The sequence below is a fragment of the Vreelandella salicampi genome (assembly GCF_013415105.1).
Lineage (GTDB): Bacteria > Pseudomonadota > Gammaproteobacteria > Pseudomonadales > Halomonadaceae > Vreelandella > Vreelandella salicampi.
Genome location: NZ_JACCDF010000001.1, coordinates 268507 through 288067, shown reverse-complemented (window position 1 = coordinate 288067; position 19561 = coordinate 268507). Strand labels below are relative to the sequence as shown.

Here is a 19561-nt window from a genome sequence, read left to right as displayed (position 1 = left end):
GAACGGTTCGTTGTGGTAAGGCTACTCCGCTAGGTCGGTAGGATGCTACACTTCGCGCTCCACTGAACCGATCAGACAGGGGAGTTCTCTATGGGTTTCCAGAAAATTGTAGTTCCTGAAGGCGGTGAAAAGATTACCGTCAACGCCGACAACACGCTGAACGTGCCGAATGAGCCGGTCATTCCGTTCATCGAAGGTGACGGCATTGGCGCTGACGTGACGCCGGCAATGAAAATTGCCATCGATAGCGCCGTGCAGAAAGCCTACAACGGCGATCGCAAAATTCACTGGATGGAAGTATTCGCCGGTGAAAAAGCAACACAGGTTTACGATCCCGACACTTGGCTGCCGGAAGAGACCCTGGAAGCCGTAAAGGATTACGTTGTCTCTATCAAAGGCCCGCTGACCACGCCGGTAGGCGGCGGTATCCGCTCGCTCAACGTAGCACTGCGTCAGAAACTGGACCTCTACGTTTGCCAGCGCCCGGTGCGTTGGTTTGAAGGCGTGCCGAGCCCGGTGAAAAAGCCGGCCGACGTCGATATGGTGATCTTCCGCGAAAACTCCGAAGACATCTATGCCGGTATCGAGTGGAAGGCGGGTACGCCGGAAGCCGATAAGGTCATCAAGTTCCTGCGCGAAGAGATGGGCGTTCAGAACATCCGCTTCCCGGAGAATTGCGGTATCGGTGTGAAGCCGGTTTCCGAAGAGGGCACTAAGCGTCTGGTTCGCCAAGCGCTGCAGTACACCATCGACAACGACCGCGAGTCGCTGACGCTGGTGCACAAAGGTAACATCATGAAGTTCACCGAAGGCGCCTTTAAAGATTGGGGCTATGAGCTGGCCAAAGAAGAGTTCGGTGCTGAACTCCTCGACGGCGGCCCGTGGATGACCATGAAGAACCCGAAAACCGGCAAAGATATTGTCGTTAAAGACGTGATCGCTGACGCGATGCTGCAGCAGATCCTCCTGCGCCCGGCCGAGTACGACGTGATCGCCACTCTGAACTTGAACGGCGATTACCTTTCTGACGCGCTGGCAGCAGAAGTCGGTGGTATCGGTATCGCACCGGGCGCCAACCTCGCCGACGCCGTTGCCATGTTCGAAGCGACGCACGGCACCGCACCGAAGTACGCTGGCCAGGACAAAGTGAATCCTGGCTCGCTCATTCTCTCTGCTGAGATGATGCTGCGCCACATGGGTTGGGTTGAAGCTGCCGACTTGGTGCTCAAGGGCGTAGAAAAAGCCATTTCCAAAGGCGAAGTCACTTATGACTTCCATCGCCTGATGGATGACGCCAAGCTCCTTAAGTGCTCTGAGTTTGGTCAGGCCGTCGCCGATAACATGTAATAGCGTTATCGAGTTTAATGCCCTCGTCCGCGCTGCGGGCGGGGGTTTTTTATGTGGGGCACTGTGCTAATTTGAGTGCTTTACTGAACCCTTTTACGCCTAACAGTGTCGATACCTACACTATGTTGAAAATGAATCAATTAAACAGCCCGCAGGCGGGCATGACACGTCCTACGTTGCCTGACGATGATCCAGACTTGGCGGTTAAGACGGCGGATCCGGAGCTTGCCAAGCCGCCGATGTTTAAAGTCGTTTTGCATAATGACGACTACACGCCGATGGAATTTGTGATTGAAGTGCTGCAGGAATTTTTCCGCATGGAGCACGAAAAAGCCGTACAGATCATGCTGGCGGTTCACACACAAGGTAAAGCGACGTGCGGGATTTTTACCCGTGACATTGCTGAGACAAAGAGTTACCAAGTCAATGAGTATGCGCGTGAGTGCGAGCATCCGCTCATGTGTGATATCGAAGCGGCGGACTGAAAGCGTTGAACTTTTTTGCGCCCGAGGCTTGCAACCACGCGTTTTGTACCCGATGTTAAAAGTGCTGGTCGATTACACCGATCCGACGCAAGCCCTAGGTGGCGATATACCCTGGGTATTTGTGACATAGCCTGGGAATTTGTTACCTAGCCCGGGTGTTTGTGACCTAGGTAGCAGCGAAAAGGGGACTGCCATGCTGAGCAAAGAACTTGAACTGACCCTGAACACGGCCTTCACCGTGGCGCGCTCAAAACGCCACGAGTTTATGACCGTTGAGCACCTGCTGCTGGCGCTACTCGATAACGCCTCGGCGGTGGATGTGCTGAAGGCCTGCGGGGCAAATGTAGACAAGCTGCGGTCCGATCTGCAGGATTTCATTAATTCTACTACGCCGCTGATTCCAGAAGGTCAAAGTGAGCGTGAAACGCAGCCGACGCTGGGATTTCAACGCGTGCTGCAACGTGCGGTGTTCCACGTGCAGTCGTCGGGTAAAAATGAAGTGACTGGCGCTAATGTGTTGGTGGCTATTTTCTCCGAGCAGGAGAGCCAGGCAGTTTATTTCCTTAAGCAGCAGAGCGTGGCGCGTGTCGACGCGGTGAATTACATTGCTCACGGTATTTCCAAAGTCTCTGGTCATAGCGCTTCCCCGTCGCCGTCATCACCAGAGTCGGAAGAAGCCGAAGAAGGCAGCAGCGAAGGGGCCTCGCACCCACTGACCGGTTTTGCTACCAATCTTAATGAACAAGCGCGCCAGGGCAAAATTGACCCGTTAATCGGCCGCGACCATGAGCTAGAGCGCGTGGTGCAGATCCTGGCGCGGCGGCGTAAGAACAATCCGCTGCTGGTGGGAGAAGCGGGTGTGGGCAAAACTGCGATTGCTGCGGGTTTGGCCAAGCGTATCGTGGAAGAAGATGTGCCCGAGGTAATTAGCGATGCTGTCGTCTATGAGCTGGATATGGGTGCACTGCTGGCGGGAACCAAGTACCGTGGGGACTTCGAAAAACGCCTTAAGGCGCTGTTGGCCGAGCTGAAAAAACAGCCGCATGCGATTTTGTTTATCGACGAGATTCATACTGTGATCGGCGCTGGCGCGGCGTCCGGCGGCGTGATGGATGCCTCCAACCTACTTAAACCGCTGCTCTCCTCGGGTGAGCTGCGCTGTATCGGTTCGACGACTTTCCAAGAGTTCCGTGGAATCTTTGAAAAAGACCGGGCGCTTGCACGTCGCTTCCAGAAGGTCGATGTCCTTGCCCCTTCCGTGGACGATACCATCAAAATTCTCAAAGGGCTGCGTTCACGCTTTGAAGAGCATCACGATCTCAAATATACCGACAGTGCCCTGGAAACCGCTGCACGCTTGGCGGATCGCTATATCAATGACCGCTTCCTGCCAGATAAAGCCATCGATGTGATTGACGAGGCCGGTGCGCATCAGCGCATGCTGCCGCCGGAAGTACGTGTCGACACGATTGACGTGGACCAGGTGGAAGCCGTGGTGGCGTCGATTGCGCGGATTCCGCCGAAGAGCGTGTCTAGCTCGGATCGCAAACTGCTGGAAAATCTTGATCGCGACCTCAAAATGCTGGTGTTCGGACAGAACGAAGCCATTGATAGCCTTGCCGCTGCGATCAAGCTTTCCCGTGCCGGGTTGAAATCACCCGACAAGCCCGTGGGAAGCTTCCTTTTCGCAGGGCCGACCGGTGTGGGTAAAACCGAGGTGGCCAAGCAGCTGTCGCACATCATGGGTATCGAACTCGTGCGCTTTGATATGTCCGAGTACATGGAGCGGCACACTGTCTCGCGGTTGATCGGCGCGCCTCCCGGCTACGTTGGTTACGATCAGGGTGGCTTGCTGACCGAGGCGATTACCAAGCAGCCGCACTGTGTACTGCTGTTGGACGAAATCGAGAAGGCACACCCGGAAGTCTTTAACTTGCTATTGCAGGTAATGGACCACGGCCGTTTAACCGATAACAACGGCCGAGAAGCGGATTTCCGTCATGTGATCGTGATCATGACGTCAAACGCCGGTGCTGAGCAGGCAGCGCGTCGCTCAATCGGCTTCCAATCGCAAGATCACTCCACCGATGCGATGGAGGTAATTCGTCGGACGTTCTCGCCCGAGTTCCGCAACCGCCTTGACGGTATTATCCAGTTTAGCTCGTTGCCCACCGAGGTGGTGCGCAATGTGGTGGATAAGTTCCTGATCGAGCTGCAAGCGCAGTTGGATGAGAAGCGTGTTCAGCTTGAGGTGGATGATTCGGCGCGTGATTGGCTGGCTGAGCAGGGTTACGACCCCGATATGGGTGCGCGGCCAATGGCGCGTTTGATTCAGGAGAAGTTGAAAAAGCCGCTTGCCGAGATGATTCTGTTTGGCGAGCTCGCCGAGCACGGTGGCATTGTGCACGTAAGCTTAGAGGAGGGCGAGCTGCGCCTGTCGACGGAGTCAGAAATGGCGGGTGCGCCAGAGTAAGCACTAAAACAGCGGCCGGAGCGGCGACGTTCCGGCCGAATAGGCATCCACAAGCGCCCTGTCATCGACGGGGCGTTGTTGTGAAAACACATTGTGTAAAACACTGAGCTCGTGTGGCGCTGAACGGTATATAGCGCTTTACGCGAATCGCGTTAAAGCGCAATCCTGGGCGTTAACTTAGCGCGAGCGGTAAACAATGCGGCCTTTGGAAAGATCGTAAGGCGTCAACTCAACTTTAACTTTATCGCCGGTCAAAATGCGGATGTAGTTTTTACGCATTTTTCCCGAGATGTGGGCAGTAACCACGTGGCCATTTTCCAGTTCAACACGGAACATGGTGTTGGGAAGGGTGTCGATGATGACGCCTTCCATTTCAATATGATCTTCGCGTGCCATATAGGCAAATCCTCACTTGATGAACGTTATGGGTGTCATATCGGTTTGCCCCTAAGGGCGAATGAACAGCGCTGTATTGTGCCGTAAGGCTGGCGTCAAGGCAAAAAAGCCGTGCTTAAAAAGCAATAAGCGGTCGCCAATGGCGCCCATCGAGGATTTCTAACGGCGAAAATGCCTGTTTGTAGCGCATTTTGCGGCACTCTTCGATCCAGTAACCCAAATAGAGATGGGGTAACCCTTTAGCGCGCGCCAGCTCTATCAACGAGAGTACGGCAAAAGTGCCTAGGGAGCGCCTATCGAAGGCGTCATCAGCGGCAAAAAACGTATAAATGGCGGATAACCCGTGTTCTAGATGGTCAAACGCTGCAACGCCGATAAGCTCTCCGTCTAGTGTCATCTCTAAAAGCTGAGCGTAAGGCTCGTCGAGCGTCAAAAAGGTGCGATACTGCTCGCGGCTTGGCGGGTACATATCACCATCGGCGTGGCGCTTTTCAATATAGTCGGCATACAGGGCATAGTGGCGCGGGTCGAAGTGAGCGCTTACCGTTCGGGTTTGAATATCGGCGTTACGTCGATAAATCTTACGTTGGGTGCGGTTAGGGGTAAATGCCTCAACGGGAATGCGAACCGAACGGCAGGCGTTGCAACCTTCGCAATGGGGGCGGTAGAGATGGCGCCCACTGCGGCGAAAACCCAAAAGTGCGAGTGAGTCGTAAACGCCGGATACAGGAGACTCTTTCGGGTCTAAAAAAAGCGTTGTAGCTTCCCGCTCTGGCAGGTAGCTGCAGTCATGTGGCACCGTTAAAAAAAAGCGCAAATCCCTGACGGGTCGGCGTGGCGTGTTGCTACTCACGGTTCGCCTCCTTGGGTGGCGTTAGCGTCCGTCGGTGTATCAAGTCGGTGTTATTGGGCTCGGCCAGCGCATTAAGCCATGGTGACGGCGGCACCCTGGGCGCCTCGTCAGAAGACGCGGGCCATGCGAACGCCTGGCTAGGCAACCATACTTTAAGATAGTTGATGAATGCTTCTCGGGCGACTGTTACCGCGCCTAAGCTGGCTAAATGGGGCGTGTGCATTTGGCAGTCGATTATTTTGCCACCGTGCTGGTGCATCGCCGCGCTGAGGTATGCCAGCGCCACTTTTGACGCATCAGGCTGGTGCGAAAACATCGATTCGCCAAAAAATACCGGGCCCATCGCCAAGCCGTATAAACCGCCAACTAATCTTTCTTGATGGGTCACCTCGATGCTGTGGGCGATGCCGCGCTCATGCAGTTGGCAGTAGGCATCCTGCATATCTGGGGTAATCCATGTGCCGCTCTCATGGCGTCTAGGGGCGGCGCAGGCGTTAATTACCGTGTCAAACTGTTGGTCAAGCGTGACGCGAAAGCCACCATGGCGCAGGCGTTTGGTTAAACTACGACGCTGCTTAAACGCTTCAGGAAAAAGCACCATGCGCGGATTGGGGCTCCACCATAAAATAGGGTCGCCATCGCTATACCACGGGAAAATGCCTTGGCGGTAAGCGCTCACCAACCACGTAGGCGAGAGCTCGCCGCCCGCTGCTAGTAGGCCATCTGGCTCATCAAGGGCCATGCCGGTGTCAGGAAAGTGAGGGAAAGAAGCAGAAAGCCAAGGTAGCATGCGATGTTCCCATTACGAGACGATGCGAGAGAAGTCTGTGACGGCAGAAGGATGCTCGGTATGATGCAATCTCGCAAGTCAGGTACGCCGTGTTGTTTACATACTGTCTTTGAAAATTATATTTATTGTGAGTCGGTGCGAAAGGGAGAGACGCTTGAAAGTAAATAAAGCGGCCAGCAAGCGAGAAACGCAGCAAACACGCAAAACGGCCTCAGGTCGTGTTAGCCAAGCCAAAGATAAAGCACGTCGCGTTGGCCTACGCTTGCAAGGGGCGGTGCGCGAAGGTGTTGTGATCATGCTGCTTGCACTGTGCGTGTTTTTGCTTTTAGCACTGTTGAGTTACCACCCAGGTGATCCGGGTTGGTCATACCGCGGCCCGGAAGCCGTGATCGCTAACTGGATGGGGCAAGTGGGGGCGTGGCTTGCGGATGTTCTTTACTCGTTGCTGGGCGCCAGCGCGCTGTGGTGGCCGGGTATGCTGGGATTTGCCGCCTGGTGGTTAATACATTCGCGCCAGGTGCGTTTTGAGCTTGATGCGATAGCGATTGCCGTGCGCGCCGGCGGTCTGGTGTTACTGATATTTGGCACCACCATGTTAGGTGCGCTGCACTTTTATCACCCAGACAGTATTTTGCCGTATGCTTCTGGCGGCATTTTAGGTGAGGGATTGGTTGGCGCGCTGCGGCCTCTTGTCAGTAGCCAAGGCGTCGGGCTTGTCGCCGCGGCTCTTATTCTAAGTGGTTTCCCGCTCTTTAGTGGTATGTCGTGGCTGCAGGTGGCTGACGAAGTAGGGCGCGGTGCGCGAAAGGTTGGGCACTGGGGAAGAGCAGGGCTTACGCGATTGCGCGCTAGTTTTCAGCGTGCGCCGCGTAAAAAAGCTGAAGCGCCGCCCTCGCAAGAAAGCGACGCACCTAATGTAAGGCCGACACCTAAACCCTCACCCACACCAACCGCGGCACCAAAACGCCAAGAGCCGGGTCTTTCTTTTGACGATGAGCGGAATCCTAGCCCTCAAACAGTAGATATTCAAAAGGCTAACGCAACGCCAGCGGTTGAAGAGACGAAAATTCCCTGGGATGCGGCCACGCATTTCACCCGTAAAGCGAAAACTGCCACAGCGGCTGACGAAGGCGATAGAGCTTCAGCGGCGCCAGAAGTAGCGCTAGACGGTGTGCGTAAAGAGCCAACACTGTCGCCGGAACCGGAACCGGAACCGGAACCGGAACCGGAACCGGAACCGGAACCGGAACCGGAACCGGAACCGGAACCGGAACCGGAACCTATTCCCCCGCAAGAACCGGCGCCGGTTAGGCTTGCAGAGCCAGAGCCAGAGCCAGAGCCAGAGCCAGAGCCAGAGCCAGAGCCAGAGCCAGAGCCAGAGCCAGAGCCAGAGCCAGAGCCAGAGCCAGAGCCAGAGCCAGAGCCAGAGCCAGAGCCAGCGTCTACGGCATCTACGCCGCCACGTACAGGGCAGCGCGTGCCCGAAGTGGTGCCCGAGCCCTTGTGGGAAGAAGATGAGTGGGAAGATGACGATGAGCCCGAGTCGCTGCCACCTCGCTTTGCGACACCTGAACCAACGCCTGAACCAAGGCTTGAACCTGCTGTGGAGCGTGAATCAGCACCGGCACCACAGGGCAGCAACGAAACGCCTGCCCTTTGGACCGTAGAGCATCTGCAGAGTCAGCGCCCGGTGCTTGATAACATGCCAGAGCCAGAAGGTGATCTACCCAGCTTGCGGCTATTAACCTTGCCCGAGCCGCATCAGCCTAACTATAGCGATCAGCAGTTGGCGGACATGGCTGAACTGCTGGAAGTTCGGCTGCGTGAGTATGGCGTGAAAGCAGAGGTGGTCGACACATGGCCGGGGCCGGTGATTACACGTTTTGAAATAAAGCCAGCTGCTGGGGTGAAAGTTTCTAAAATCAGCAACCTGGCGAAGGATTTAGCGCGTTCGTTAATGGTGAAGAGCGTGCGCGTGGTGGAGGTGATTCCGGGGCGCCCAACGGTGGGTATCGAGATTCCCAATCCGCACCGGGCAATGATTCGCTTGCGCGAAGTGATCGACTCTGACCGTTACCAACAAGAAACCTCACCGCTAACCATGGCGCTAGGCCAAGACATTGGCGGTGGCCCGGTTGTGGCGAATCTTGGCAAGATGCCGCACCTTCTGGTGGCCGGTACTACCGGCTCGGGTAAATCGGTAGGCGTGAACGCAATGCTGATTTCCATGCTGCTAAAAGCCACGCCCGACAAGCTTAGGCTTATTATGGTCGACCCAAAAATGCTGGAGCTTTCGGTCTACGATGGGATTCCGCACCTGCTCGCACCCGTGGTCACCGATATGAAAGAGGCCGCCAATAGCCTGCGCTGGTGCGTGGCCGAGATGGAGCGGCGCTACAAGCTGATGGCAGCGATGGGAGTGCGCAATATCGCTGGCTTTAACGCCCGTTTGGATGAAGCCGAGCGCGCCGGTGCCCAGGTGGCGGATCCTCTATGGGAGCCGCAACCTTGGGAAATGCACCAAACACCCCCGGTGCTTGAGAAGCTTCCTTACATTGTGGTGGTAATCGACGAGTTTGCCGACATGTTCATGATCGTGGGCAAAAAGGTCGAAGAACTGATAGCCCGCCTAGCCCAAAAGGCCCGTGCAGCAGGGATTCACTTAATCCTGGCTACACAGCGCCCGTCGGTTGACGTGGTGACCGGCCTGATCAAGGCCAACATCCCGTCGCGGATGGCGTTTCAAGTGTCGTCACGTATTGACTCGCGTACGATTCTGGATCAAGGCGGCGCGGAAAGCCTGCTCGGTCACGGCGATATGCTCTATTTGCCAGCAGGGTCCGGTCCACCCAACCGTATTCACGGTGCTTTTGTCGATGACGACGAAGTTCATCGCGTGGTTGAGGATTGGAAACAACGCGGCGAGCCTGAATACATTGAAGAGATTTTAACCGGCGGCGTCTCGGCGGATGCACTGGCGGGCCTTGAAGCGGAAGGGGCGGATGGCGACGATGCTGAACAAGACGCGCTCTATGACGAAGCGGTGCAATTTGTAACGCAAACGCGTAAAGCCTCGATATCCGCCGTGCAGCGGCGCTTTAAAATTGGCTACAACCGCGCGGCAAGGCTGGTTGATGCGATGGAAAGTGCGGGCGTGGTCTCCTCTATGGGAACCAACGGTGCCCGCGAAGTGTTAGCGCCACCGCCGGTGGGGCATTAATCGTGTTGATCACTCATAAACGTGCAAACACCAAGGAAGCGCCGTTTAAGAGGAAACCTACTGACGAATCAAGCGTCTGATAGCACAACATGTATTGAGCCCGACAAGCGTTTGCTAGACGGGCGGCTAAGGGAGAACACCATGTTTAACAATGGCATGCGCGACAATGACGTTTATTCTGACCAAGTAACGGCTTCGAAGCCGACAAATACTTTCTCCCTGGCGCTCGCCGCCAGTGCGTTAGGCTTGGTTATGGCGCCAGCCGTTTGGGCCGATGAAGCAACCGAGCGCTTAACCGAGCGTCTCAATCCCTTGGAAAGCTATCACGCCACCTTCGAGCAGCGCATTTTGGATAGTGGTGGAGAACGGCTGCAAGAAGCTCATGGTGAAATGTGGCTCTCTCGACCTGGGCTTTTACGCTGGGAAGTGGAAGCCCCCTACGCGCAGACGGTGGTGTCTGATGGAGAAGACGTGTACCTGTACGACCCGGATCTTGAGCAAGTGACCGTACAAGGGGTCGATGACCGCGTTACCCACACCCCCGCGATGCTGCTATCAGGCAACGTCGAGGATTTAGCCGAGAGCTATGACGTCTTCTATGAAGAAGAGAGCGACGAGGAAGTGTTTACCCTGGTCCCGCTCTCGGCTGAGACCCTATTTGAAGAGTTAAGTCTGACCTTTAACGGCGAAACGCTCACTGAGCTTTGGATGACCGATAGTACCGGGCAGCGTACCGCGATTGCGTTTAGTGACATTCGCCAAAACGACGCCATCGATGAACAACGCTTCGTCTTTGACATCCCGGATAACGTCGATGTGATTCGTGAAGGACGTTAAAGGCGTCGAAACGCACATCGCTATTGCTCATTTTCTTGATCGGCTTCATGGTCGCGGTGTTCGCGCCAGGCCATGATGTCAGCAAAACGCTTCTCCTGGCCGAATTGGCTGGGCTGATAAAACCTCTCGTGTGCAAGACCTTCCGGCCAGCAATCGTGTGCGCTACCGGCGGGGTAACCATCGTCTTCATTATGCGCGTAGCGATAGCCACTGCCGTGGCCTAGGCTCTCCATTAGCTTGGTAGGCGCGTTGCGCAGGTAGGTAGGTACCTCAACCTGCGGTTGCTGGCGAACGAAACGCTGTGCTGCATTCCACGCCTGATCAATGCGGTTACTTTTGGGCGCGACGGCCAAGTGAATGGCTGCTTGGGCCAGCGCCCGTTGGCCTTCATAATCGCCTAAACGCAAATAAGCGTCCCAGGCGGCGATCACTAGCGGCAGCGCGCGCGGGTCGGCGTTACCCACGTCTTCTGACGCGATAGCCGTCAGCCGGCGCACCACGTCTAACGGGTCGCCGCCGCCTTGAATAAAGCGGGCCATATACAAAAGCGCGGCATCCGGGCGCGAAGAGCGCACCGATTTGTGAATCGCTGAGAGCAGGTCGTAATACGTATCCCCTTGCTTATCAAACGCGCTGGCCTGATGCCCGATGACGTCATCGAGTGCGCTGCGATGAAGCACTTCACGGCCGTTTTCCTGTTGGGTAAAGTCGCACGCCGTTTCTAATAAACCCAGCGCACGCCTTGCATCACCGGCGCTTGCGTGGGCAAGCACCGCGAGCACGCCCTCATCGACCTCAATCCCGCGCTGGCCCAGTCCGCGCTCGCGGTCATTAAGCGTTTGATGCAAGACCGCGATCAGTTCGTCTTCGCTTAGCGGCTTTAACACGTAAACCCGCGCGCGGGAGAGAAGTGCCGAGTTGACTTCAAACGAAGGGTTTTCGGTGGTTGCGCCAATCAGGGTTAAAAGCCCCGACTCGACGTGAGGCAAGAGCGCATCCTGCTGGCTTTTGTTGAGCCGGTGAATTTCATCCAAAAAGAGAATCACAGCGGTAGGGGCTAGCTGACGAGCGCGCTCAACCACCGCGCGAATCTCTTTTACCCCGGCCATCACGGCGCTGAGCGTTTCTAGGTGTGCGTTTGAGGCGTTCGCCAGAATTTCAGCCAGCGTTGTTTTGCCCACGCCGGGCGGGCCCCAGAGCATCATTGAGCGAACCACGCCGGACTCTGCCATGCGGCGTAAGGGCTTGCCTGGGCCCACAAGCGCTTGTTGCCCAACATAATCGTCAAGGGAAGTGGGGCGCATGCGAAACGCCAGTGGGGCGTCATCGGCGGGGGTAGAAGATGAAAACAGATCCATGCAGACTCCGTTGAACGATACAGCGTGCGTTGCTGTCGGTGGTAATAATCGCTGCGTCAAGCTACTGTTAGGCGAAAGCGATTACTTGGGCGTATGCGATAACAAAGGAGAAGGCACAATGTTACATCAACTGCGTCTAGATCATGCCAATATGGCGCGAATGCTGCACGTCCTGAAGCTCAAGCAAAAAACTTTAGAGAAGGGCGAGCGGCCTAACTTTCAGTTGATGCGTGAGGTAGTGGACCACATCCTCTCCTATATGGACGGCTTTGCGGCACCGCTTGAACGTGAGTTCGTCGAGTGTTTGCAACAGAAAGCGCCGGACCACGTGGGTACGGTGAAAGACATGCTCAACGAATATCGCGAATTAAAACCGCGGCTGGCAAAGCTCTCTACGGATATCGATATGGTCTTAATGGACAGTATCGTTCCAATGGATCGCTTTGCCGACGATTTGAAGCACTATCTGGAAGCGCACCGAGCCTACTTACGCCGAGAACGCGAGGTTTTGTTTCCGTTAGTAGAAGAGCATTTTAGTGAAGAAGATCTAGCGCTGTTGCGTCAAGCTCTACCCGTTGGCGCTGAGCAGGAGCTTGAACGCCTTCAGCAGGCCTACCCAGAGCTTTACGCGGAGTTGCGAGGTGCCAAAATCCCGTCGCTCTAGCGCTCTCACGCAGCATCCATAATCAACACCATCTCAGGGCGTGATACACTCACTGCCCTTTTTTAGGTTTTTAAGGGCAACCGCACAACATGGCTGGCCCCGTATTAATTTTTGACTCTGGCATGGGTGGGCTTTCTGTCGCGCGTGCGCTGCGCGAGCATTACCCCCAAGCCGCTTTTTGCTATGCCTGCGACAACGCGTGGTTACCCTACGGCGTGCGCGAAGATAGCACGTTAACAGCACGCATCGTTCGCGTTTGCCGCGCCGTTGTCAGCACCTGCCAGCCAAGCGTGCTGGTGGTGGCGTGCAATACGGCAAGCACCTTAGCGCTTGAACAGCTGCGCGCTGAACTGACCATTCCTGTCGTGGGTACCGTGCCGGCGATCAAGCCGGCAGCCGCCGTGAGTCAATCGCGCCATATTGGCCTATTGGCCACCACGGCAACGGTTCGGCGCCCTTATACCCAGCAGCTGATTGATAATTTTGCTCAAGATTGCCGTATTACCCGCGTGGCAGCGGATGCGCTGGTGATTGAGGCGGAAGCGTTGATTGGCGGCGCCAAACCTAACGCTAAACGCCTAGCAGCCGCGCTGGCACCGTTATGGCAGGCGGTGCACGCCGATGTGCCGCTGGACACGGTAGTGCTTGGCTGCACGCACTTTCCACTACTTAAACCCTGGCTTGAAGCCAGCGCGCCGGTGCCGCTCAATTGGGTAGATTCGGGGGATGCGATTGCTCGCCGCGTGGGGCAGGTGACAAATACGCTTGTATCGAACCACCACGATGGTCGCTGCTTTACCACCGCGCCCACCGCCTCACTACAGGCAGGGCTCGCGGCGTACGGTTTTTTTGCCCCACACTGCCTATCCCTTGATGATGTGTTCTCTGGTGATTTGCCTCTTGAGAACTAACGCTGTATCGCATTAGCCCCGCAACGATTTCTTAAACCTAGACGCTGATAACAGGAGCCCACTTTGGCGATTCCCGTGGTTGACCCCCAACGCTACGACGAGCAGCTTGCCAGCAAACGTGACGAACTGGAGCGTCTCTTCTCTGCGTTTTCTCTTCCGCCGTTGGAGGTATTTACCTCACCGCCTAGCCACTATCGCCAGCGCTGCGAATTTCGCATTTGGCATGAGGGCGACGATCTCTTCTACGCCATGTTTGAGGTTGACCCAGCAAACCCCAAGAACAAGCAGGTGGTGCGCTTAGACCAGTATCTGGTGGCCGGCGAGGCGATCAATGCCTTAATGCCAAAGCTGAAAGCTGCCTTTTTGGCAAGTCATGCGTTACGTCATCGGTTGTTTCAGGTTGAGTTCTTGACCACGCTCGCAGGGGAAGCGCTCGTGACGTTGATTTACCACCGCCCGTTGAACGATGCCTGGGAAAGCGAGGCGCGGGCGTTAGAACGCGAGCTTGGCATTATGATTATCGGCCGCTCACGCAAGGAGCGTCGAGTGCTTACCCGCGACCACGTGTGGGAGCAGCTGCACGTTGATGGCCATACCTTCCATTACCAGCAGGTCGAAAACAGCTTCACCCAACCCAACGCTGTGGTGTGCCAAAAGATGCTGGGCTGGGCGCGTGATGTCACCGCAGGCAGCCAATCCCGCGATTTGGTTGAGCTTTACTGTGGCAATGGCAACTTCACGGTGGCGCTTGCGGAAAACTTTCACCGTGTGCTCGCCACCGAAATTTCGCGCACTTCCGTGGCGAGTGCCAAGGTTAACTTTGAAGCCAATCACGTGAGCAATGCCCAGGTCGCGCGAATGTCCGCCGAGGAGTTTTCCCAAGCGTTAAATGGCGAGAAGGGCGGCCGGCGCGTAGCCGAAATGGCTCTCGAGACCTTTGATTTCTCAACGGTGTTGGTAGACCCGCCACGGGCCGGTTTGGATGAGGCCAGTTGCCGTCAGATTAGCGACTATGAGCGGATCGTCTATATTTCCTGTAATCCCAAGACGCTAGCTGAAAACTTGACCATACTGAATCAAACACACCGCATTGAGCGTTTCGCTCTGTTTGACCAGTTCCCGTTTACCGACCACTGTGAATGTGGCGTGATGTTGCAACGTCGATAGCGCTATATCAGTGCTACACGATATCAGTACCACGTGATGCATAAGCGGCATGAGCCATGAGCAAGACGGCAAATGGCTGGGGTCATGGGCATTGCTAGCGTAAGCTGGAGCGAAAGTCAGTGCTACGATGGCCTAACAGCCTATTGTGCTTCGTTTTTTGGCCGATGACGGCCTTGGTAGTCGAGGTGATGGATGCATTACATTGCAATTGAAGAGAGTCGGCAAGATCTACTCAAACAGCTACAAGAACGGCTACAAGCGCGCTTAGAACCTGAGAGAGCCGCCGTCATTGATGCGTTTGCACGGCAGTTTTATGCCACGGTGCCGGTGGAAGACTTGATTGATCGGCGCTTGGACGATCTTTATGGCGCGACGCTCTCGATTTGGCAGTTTTTGCAGCATCACGATCCCAATCAGCCGAAAGTCAGAGTCTTTAATCCGGATTTTGAAGAGCACGGCTGGCAATCGACGCACACGTTCGTCGCTGTGTTGCATGAAGACATGCCGTTTTTGGTCGACTCGGTACGCATTGAACTCAACCGTCGGGGCTTGACCGTACACGCGATTCAAAACGCCGTAATAGCGGTAGACCGTGATAGTGATCATCAGCTTCAACGCGTTACCGCGCCGCGCGATGAAAATGCGCCAACGTCGCGTGAATCGCTGATTGTGATAGAAGTCGACCGCCACACCGATCAGCAGGCGCTGACAGACATCGAGGTCAATCTGCTAGATGTACTGCGCGATGTGCGCACCTCTGTGGTTGACTACGAGCTCATGTGCGAGCGCACCCGCGAAACGATTCAAGAGTTGGAAAAGGCTTGCCCGCCGCAAATTGACCCGGACGACCATGAAGAGGCCATCGCATTTCTTGAGTGGCTGGTAAAAGACAATTTCACCTTTCTCGGTTATGACGAATACATTTTGCAAGAGGGTGAACTCAAGCGCGATTCTGACAGCGTTCTCGGGGTCTTCCGTCTTGATCAGCCGCGCTATAGCGAGCGAATTCGCTCCGAAGAAGGGATAGACGAAGATGGCGGTTACGTGCTCGTGCCGCAGCTTTTGTCCTTCGCCAAAAGTGCTCACCATTCCCGCGTTCATCGGCCGACGTATCCTGATTACATCACCGTGGACCGTTATGATGACGATGGCAATGTCATCGGCGAGCGGCGCTTTTTTGGCCTGTTTACGGCCACCGTCTATAACGAATCGCCGCGCAATATTCCGCTACTGCGGCGCAAGCTGAAAGCCGTGATGGACATTGCCGGGTTTAACCCCCAGGGGCATAACGGCAAGCAGCTGCTGCAAGTGCTAGAGGTGTATCCCCGCGACGACCTGTTTCAAATTGACACGGAATCGCTGGCAAGCACAGCCCTTGGAATTCTTAACATTCGTGAGCGCCGCCAGGTACGGCTGTTTGTGCGCTCCGATGTCAGTGGTAAGTTTTTCTCCTGCCTGATCTTTGTGCCGCGCGATGTTTTCTCGACGGATTTACGCCAGCGGATTCAGAAACTGCTCTGCGATGAGATGGATGCTCACTTTGGCGACTTTAATACCTACTTGTCTGAGTCGGTACTGGCACGTATTCAGCTGATTCTACGCTTTAATGGTGACCAACCAGGGCAGTTTGATATCAAACGCCTGGAAGACAAAATTGCGCTTCTCGCACGTAGCTGGCGCGATGAGCTGCACTCAGCCATGGTGGAAGGCTTTGGCGAAGAGCAGGCTAACCGGTTAATGGACCGCTTTTGCGAGGCATACTCCGCTAGCTACCGCGAAGATTTCAGCGCCCGAACGGCGGTGTTTGACGTCCAGCATCTGCTGGCGCTGGATAACGGTAATGATCTTGCCCTGTCGCTGTATCGCCCGCTTGAAGAGCAGGGAGGCGGTGTTAACTTAAAGTTATTCCATCGCGCCTCGCAGATTCCGCTCTCCGACGTGTTGCCGATGATGGAGAACTTAGGCCTACGTGTAATCGGAGAGCGTCCGTATGAAATCAACGCGCCCGAGCAGCGTTATTGGATTCACGATTTCGAGCTTGAGCACAGCGGGATCGATGTCAGTCTGAGCGATATGCGTGAGACGTTTACCGAAGCGTTTCAGCGCATTTGGGCGGGTGAAGCGGATAACGACGCCTTTAACCGGCTGATTATCGGCGCCAACCTTGACTGGCGTGAAGTCGCGATGCTGCGCGGTTATGCTCGTTACCTTAAGCAGATCCGCTTTGGTATGTCGCAGAACTACATCGCCTCGACCTTGGCAAATCACGCCGGTATTACCTGCGAGCTGGTCGAGCTCTTCCGCTTGCGCTTTGATCCCGAGCGCACCGAGCGGGATAAAAGCGACTGCCTCGCGCGCATCAACGCGCAGTTAGACGATGTATCGAGCTTAAATGACGATCAGCTTTTGCGCCGTTTTATGGAGCTGATTCAGGCTACGCTACGCACCAACTATTATCAGCTCAACGAGAATGGACGCTTCAAAGACTATATCTCTTACAAGCTGGAGCCTTCGAAGGTCACCGGCATGCCCAAGCCGCGCCCAGCGTTTGAGATTTTCGTCTGTTCTCCCCGTGTGGAAGGGGTTCACTTACGCGGCGGCAAAGTGGCGCGGGGTGGCCTGCGCTGGTCAGATCGCATGGAGGATTTCCGTACCGAAGTCCTGGGGTTGGTTAAAGCGCAGCAGGTAAAAAACGCCGTTATCGTGCCGGTCGGCGCCAAGGGCGGCTTCGTTTGCAAACGCATGCCGGAAAATGCTGACCGTGAAACCCTGCAAAAAGAAGGGATCGCCTGCTACAAGACCTTTATCCGCGCGCTACTAGATGTGACCGATAATCTTGACGGGGGCGATGTTATACCGCCGAAAAATGTTGTCCGTCACGATGACGACGATGCCTATTTGGTGGTGGCGGCCGATAAAGGCACCGCGACGTTCTCGGATATCGCTAATGAAATATCCTTGGAGTATGGCCACTGGCTAGGCGATGCATTCGCTTCCGGCGGTGCCAATGGTTATGACCATAAGAAGATGGGCATTACCGCGCGCGGCGCCTGGGAGTCGGTTAAGCGCCATTTCCGTAACCTCGGCCTGGATACTCAGCGAGAGGAATTCACGGTCGTGGGTATTGGCGATATGGGCGGCGATGTCTTCGGCAACGGGATGTTGCTGTCGGACAAGATCCAGCTGGTAGGGGCATTCAACCACCTGCATATCTTTGTTGACCCTACGCCGGATGCCGAGGCCACGTTTGCCGAGCGCAAGCGCCTCTTTGATATGCCGCGGTCCAGCTGGGAAGATTATGATCAATCCTTGATATCTGAAGGCGGCGGTATTTTCAGCCGTGGCGCCAAATCCATTGATATAACCCCGCAAATGCAGAAAGCCTTTGGCATCACGCAATCGCGGCTGGCGCCTAATGAGCTGATCCATGCGATGCTGCAAGCCAAGGTTGATTTGATCTGGAACGGGGGTATCGGCACCTACGTGAAAGGCTCGGATGAAACCGACGCTGACGTGGGCGATAAAGCGAACGATTCACTGCGTATTAACGGTAACGAGCTTAATTGCCGTGTGATCGGTGAGGGCGGCAACCTTGGCTTTACCCAGCGTGGACGTATGGAAGCCGCAGCCAAGGGGGTGTGTGCCTATACCGACTTTATCGATAACGCCGGCGGTGTGAACTGCTCAGATCATGAAGTCAATATCAAGATATTGATCGATGAAGTGGTCAAACGCGGGGATATGACCGAAAAACAGCGTAACCAACTGCTCGCTGAGATGACCGAGGAAGTAGCGGACTTGGTGATTCTGGATAACTATCGCCAGACCCAGGCGCTGGATCTTTCCGCGCTAATTTCACAGCAAGGGATCGGGCCGTATCGGCGCTTTATCACCGAGCTTGAGTCTGCCGGGCAGATTGATCGTGAGCTTGAATTTTTACCCGCGGATGACGTGCTTAAAGAGCGCACGGGCAGCAACCAAGGCATGAGGTTGCCAGAGCTTTCGGTGTTGATCTCTTACGCCAAAAGCACGTTGAAGGGCGATTTGATTACCTCTGATGTGCCCGATGACCCGTATATTCACCGTCATTTGGAGCGTCTCTTCCCGAATGTGTTGGTGGAACGCTACAAGCAGGAAATGTACGACCATCGCTTGAAGCGCGAAATCGTTGCCACCCAGGTAGCCAATGATTTGGTCGACCACATGGGTATCGTGTTTGTGCGCCGCTTGATCGACTCCACGGGCGCAGGGCGTGCGGATATTGCCCGCGCCTATATCGTCGCGCGCGATAGCTTTAACTTGCCGTCGCTATGGGCAGAGATCGAAGCGTTGGATAATCAGGTCTCAAGCAAGGTGCAGTACAGCATGATGCAGGACCTGATGCGTATGATTCGCCGTGCGACACGCTGGTTCTTGCGCCAGCATCTGGGGCTTTCGACCCAGGATACGGTGGAGTATTTCGCGCCGCGTTTAGCGCAGCTACAAGAGGGCATTGGTGAGCTATTAAGTGGTGAAGAGCTGGATACTTGGCGCGGGCGCCGTGATGGGCTACTGGAAGCAGGCGTGACTGATGCGCTGGCGTCAAGCGTAGCGGCAGCGCCGAGTCTGTATGCTGGCTTAGGTATTATCCAAGCAGCGCGCCTTACCAACGAAAAACCCCAGCGCGTGGCGGAAGTGTTTTACGAGATTGGCAGCTGCCTGGAACTGCCGTGGATGATTCAACAGGTCACCCGGCTTGACGTGCGTGACGCCTGGCAGGCGCAGGCGCGGGAAACCTTCCGTGATGATATCGACCGCCAGCAACTGGCACTCACGACCAGCGTGTTGAAGCTAGACGCGGGAAGCCGTACCCCTGAGGAACGGGTGGCGCAGTGGCTTGAACAGCACGACAAACTGCATGGCCGCTGGTGCCGCTTGATTGAGGAGGTACGTAGCGGTAGCGAAAGTGGCTTTGCGCTGTTTGCCGTGGCTGTGCGCGAGCTGGTCGACCTTGCTGAGAGCGACAGCGAAGCCTAACAGCCGACACAGTCAGCAATACGTGAAGGTGTGGTGTGCGCTAT

The 19561-nt window shown here is 55.6% G+C and carries 13 protein-coding genes; 9 read left to right on the top strand and 4 right to left on the bottom strand.

The genetic code is table 11. The features are described from left to right. The first annotated feature begins 90 nt into the window (after positions 1-90). The 3 genes from icd (at position 91) to clpA (ending at position 4305) form a co-directional block, all read left to right on the top strand. Positions 91-1347: an NADP-dependent isocitrate dehydrogenase gene (gene icd / locus HZS81_RS01400; RefSeq protein WP_179928755.1), complete on the top strand. Its 1257-nt coding sequence runs from the start codon at positions 91-93 to the stop codon at positions 1345-1347. Between the two features lie 161 nt (positions 1348-1508). After that, positions 1509-1832 carry an ATP-dependent Clp protease adapter ClpS gene (gene clpS, locus HZS81_RS01395; protein ID WP_241697335.1) on the top strand — a complete coding sequence of 108 codons (324 nt, stop codon included), beginning with the start codon at positions 1509-1511 and terminating at the stop codon, positions 1830-1832. Positions 1833-2025: 193 nt separating this feature from the next. Beyond that, positions 2026-4305, top strand: coding sequence for an ATP-dependent Clp protease ATP-binding subunit ClpA (gene clpA / locus HZS81_RS01390; protein WP_179928754.1), 2280 nt, complete (start codon positions 2026-2028; stop codon positions 4303-4305). 177 nt (positions 4306-4482) lie between these two features. On the opposite strand, the gene infA is transcribed toward clpA, so the two are convergent. The 3 genes from infA to aat form a co-directional block, all read right to left on the bottom strand. Beyond that, on the bottom strand, positions 4483-4701 hold the full coding sequence (gene infA / locus HZS81_RS01385; RefSeq protein ID WP_026352028.1) for a translation initiation factor IF-1: 219 nt from the start codon (positions 4699-4701) through the stop codon (positions 4483-4485). Between the two features lie 115 nt (positions 4702-4816). Then, positions 4817-5554 carry an arginyltransferase gene (locus HZS81_RS01380; RefSeq protein WP_179928753.1) on the bottom strand — a complete coding sequence of 246 codons (738 nt, stop codon included), beginning with the start codon at positions 5552-5554 and terminating at the stop codon, positions 4817-4819. Continuing rightward, a complete protein-coding gene (gene aat, locus HZS81_RS01375) occupies positions 5547-6344 on the bottom strand; it encodes a leucyl/phenylalanyl-tRNA--protein transferase (RefSeq protein ID WP_179928752.1) in 798 nt (265 codons plus the stop codon). Before aat ends, HZS81_RS01380 begins: the two co-directional genes overlap by 8 nt. A gap of 154 nt (positions 6345-6498) precedes the next feature. Between aat and HZS81_RS01370 the strand changes: the two genes are divergently transcribed. Beyond that, positions 6499-9564, top strand: a complete 3066-nt coding sequence (locus HZS81_RS01370; protein WP_179928751.1) for a DNA translocase FtsK — start codon at positions 6499-6501, stop codon at positions 9562-9564. A gap of 156 nt (positions 9565-9720) precedes the next feature. Continuing rightward, a complete protein-coding gene (gene lolA / locus HZS81_RS01365; protein WP_179929019.1) occupies positions 9721-10401 on the top strand; it encodes an outer membrane lipoprotein periplasmic chaperone LolA in 681 nt (226 codons plus the stop codon). A 20-nt stretch (positions 10402-10421) separates the two neighbouring features. Here lolA and HZS81_RS01360 read toward each other — a convergent pair whose 3' ends face one another. Further along, a complete protein-coding gene (locus HZS81_RS01360) occupies positions 10422-11759 on the bottom strand; it encodes a replication-associated recombination protein A (protein ID WP_179928750.1) in 1338 nt (445 codons plus the stop codon). A gap of 118 nt (positions 11760-11877) precedes the next feature. On the opposite strand from HZS81_RS01360, the gene HZS81_RS01355 reads away from it, so the two are divergent. The 4 genes from HZS81_RS01355 to HZS81_RS01340 all read left to right on the top strand — a co-directional run bounded on the left by HZS81_RS01355 (position 11878) and on the right by HZS81_RS01340 (position 19517). Beyond that, complete coding sequence (locus tag HZS81_RS01355) at positions 11878-12423, top strand: hemerythrin domain-containing protein (RefSeq protein WP_179928749.1); 546 nt, start codon at positions 11878-11880, stop codon at positions 12421-12423. 89 nt (positions 12424-12512) lie between these two features. Beyond that, positions 12513-13334 carry a glutamate racemase gene (gene murI, locus HZS81_RS01350; RefSeq protein ID WP_179928748.1) on the top strand — a complete coding sequence of 274 codons (822 nt, stop codon included), beginning with the start codon at positions 12513-12515 and terminating at the stop codon, positions 13332-13334. Between the two features lie 63 nt (positions 13335-13397). Further along, positions 13398-14501, top strand: coding sequence for a tRNA (uridine(54)-C5)-methyltransferase TrmA (gene trmA, locus HZS81_RS01345; protein WP_179928747.1), 1104 nt, complete (start codon positions 13398-13400; stop codon positions 14499-14501). A gap of 192 nt (positions 14502-14693) precedes the next feature. After that, on the top strand, positions 14694-19517 hold the full coding sequence (locus tag HZS81_RS01340) for an NAD-glutamate dehydrogenase (protein WP_179928746.1): 4824 nt from the start codon (positions 14694-14696) through the stop codon (positions 19515-19517). The last annotated feature ends 44 nt before the right edge of the window (positions 19518-19561 follow it).

Bases quoted from the DNA above. Each gene is read 5' to 3' on its own strand.
- icd (WP_179928755.1), top strand. From the start codon at position 91: ATGGGTTTCCAGAAAATTGTAGTTCCTGAAGGCGGTGAAAAGATTACC.
- clpS (WP_241697335.1), top strand. From the start codon at position 1,509: ATGACACGTCCTACGTTGCCTGACGATGATCCAGACTTGGCGGTTAAG.
- clpA (WP_179928754.1), top strand. From the start codon at position 2,026: ATGCTGAGCAAAGAACTTGAACTGACCCTGAACACGGCCTTCACCGTG.
- infA (WP_026352028.1), bottom strand. From the start codon at position 4,701: ATGGCACGCGAAGATCATATTGAAATGGAAGGCGTCATCATCGACACC.
- aat (WP_179928752.1), bottom strand. From the start codon at position 6,344: ATGCTACCTTGGCTTTCTGCTTCTTTCCCTCACTTTCCTGACACCGGC.
- lolA (WP_179929019.1), top strand. From the start codon at position 9,721: ATGCGCGACAATGACGTTTATTCTGACCAAGTAACGGCTTCGAAGCCG.
- HZS81_RS01360 (WP_179928750.1), bottom strand. From the start codon at position 11,759: ATGGATCTGTTTTCATCTTCTACCCCCGCCGATGACGCCCCACTGGCG.
- HZS81_RS01355 (WP_179928749.1), top strand. From the start codon at position 11,878: ATGTTACATCAACTGCGTCTAGATCATGCCAATATGGCGCGAATGCTG.
- murI (WP_179928748.1), top strand. From the start codon at position 12,513: ATGGCTGGCCCCGTATTAATTTTTGACTCTGGCATGGGTGGGCTTTCT.
- HZS81_RS01340 (WP_179928746.1), top strand. From the start codon at position 14,694: ATGCATTACATTGCAATTGAAGAGAGTCGGCAAGATCTACTCAAACAG.